This is a genomic window from Bacillus sp. OTU530 (genome assembly GCF_038440375.1).
In genome coordinates this window covers 1-1,039 of record NZ_JASATP010000123.1, presented here as the reverse complement: position 1 = coordinate 1,039, position 1,039 = coordinate 1, and the positions used below count along the sequence as shown (strand labels likewise).

The following is a 1,039-nucleotide window of genomic DNA, read 5'->3' as shown; positions in this document are numbered from 1 at the left end:
GTGCACCTCACGACTGTTTGCAAAACGAACCCAACCTAACTTCGGCAATTTCATGCGATTGCCTGCAATACTTACTTCAGGAAGCTGATTCTTCTTTTCAATATTTGTCGTGTAAGATTGCACCTTATTTTTCTGACTTTTAAAACGTGGGGCTTCATTTTGCTTCTTAAAGAAACGGTCAAATGAGTCTGCAAGGTGCTTCAAGGATGATTGCAGAGAATGTGAATCAACCTCTTGTAGCCAAGTGAATTCTTTTTTCAGTTGCGTAAGTTGGGAAGAACAAGCACTATAGGATAAGCCTTTTCCTGTTGCTTGACATGTCTCGTTCCACAAAGAAAGGAAACGATTGAAGACAAAACGACTGCAGCCAATTGTTTTCGCAATCAGCACTTCTTGTTCTTGATTTGGATATAAACGAAACTTATACGCTTTGTTGATGAACATTCTCTTCACCTCGTCTCTTTCCAAGATAATAAACGATCATACGTTCTGTTTATATTTTAACAAATTCCAGTACACGATGAAAGAATTTTTTGCTTCGCAAAGCTGAAATTCACCTCCTACTTATTTCTGGGTTCATCCCCTTCAAGAAATTGAAGTAGGGGTACTCTTTTAGCAAAATCTGATAGAATTTTTTATCAACACTAAAAAAATTTTTTAAAAAAGGTATTCACAAATAGCAGTGCTTTGTTGTATTATCTGTAAGTGCCGCAGATGACTGTGATGATGTTCTTAAATGTGAAATCTTTACTTGTTATTGTGAATGGCCCGTTGGTCAAGTGGTTAAGACACCGCCCTTTCACGGCGGTAACACGGGTTCGAATCCCGTACGGGTCACCATAGTGGAGGATTAGCTCAGCTGGGAGAGCATCTGCCTTACAAGCAGAGGGTCGGCGGTTCGAGCCCGTCATCCTCCACCAGTGATGATGGCGGTTGTGGCGAAGTGGTTAACGCATTGGATTGTGGCTCCAACATTCGTGGGTTCGATTCCCATCAATCGCCCTTTTATCTTTTAATCAGATTATATAGATTTATTTTC

General features: G+C 40.3%; 1 protein-coding gene and 3 tRNA genes. 3 read left to right on the top strand and 1 reads right to left on the bottom strand.

Translation table 11 applies throughout. The annotated features are described in order from the left end of the window. Window positions 1–444 (bottom strand): RNA-guided endonuclease TnpB family protein (locus tag AAHB12_RS31115; RefSeq protein WP_342048933.1); only part of this gene is annotated, 444 nt, incomplete at its 3' end. 321 nt (window positions 445–765) lie between these two features. Here AAHB12_RS31115 and AAHB12_RS31110 point away from each other — a divergent pair. From AAHB12_RS31110 to AAHB12_RS31100, 3 genes are all read left to right on the top strand, one after another. Continuing rightward, window positions 766–840, top strand: a tRNA-Glu gene (locus tag AAHB12_RS31110). A gap of 4 nt (window positions 841–844) precedes the next feature. Next, window positions 845–920, top strand: a tRNA-Val gene (locus AAHB12_RS31105). 9 nt (window positions 921–929) lie between these two features. Further along, window positions 930–1,002: transfer RNA gene (locus tag AAHB12_RS31100), tRNA-His, on the top strand. The last annotated feature ends 37 nt before the right edge of the window (window positions 1,003–1,039 follow it).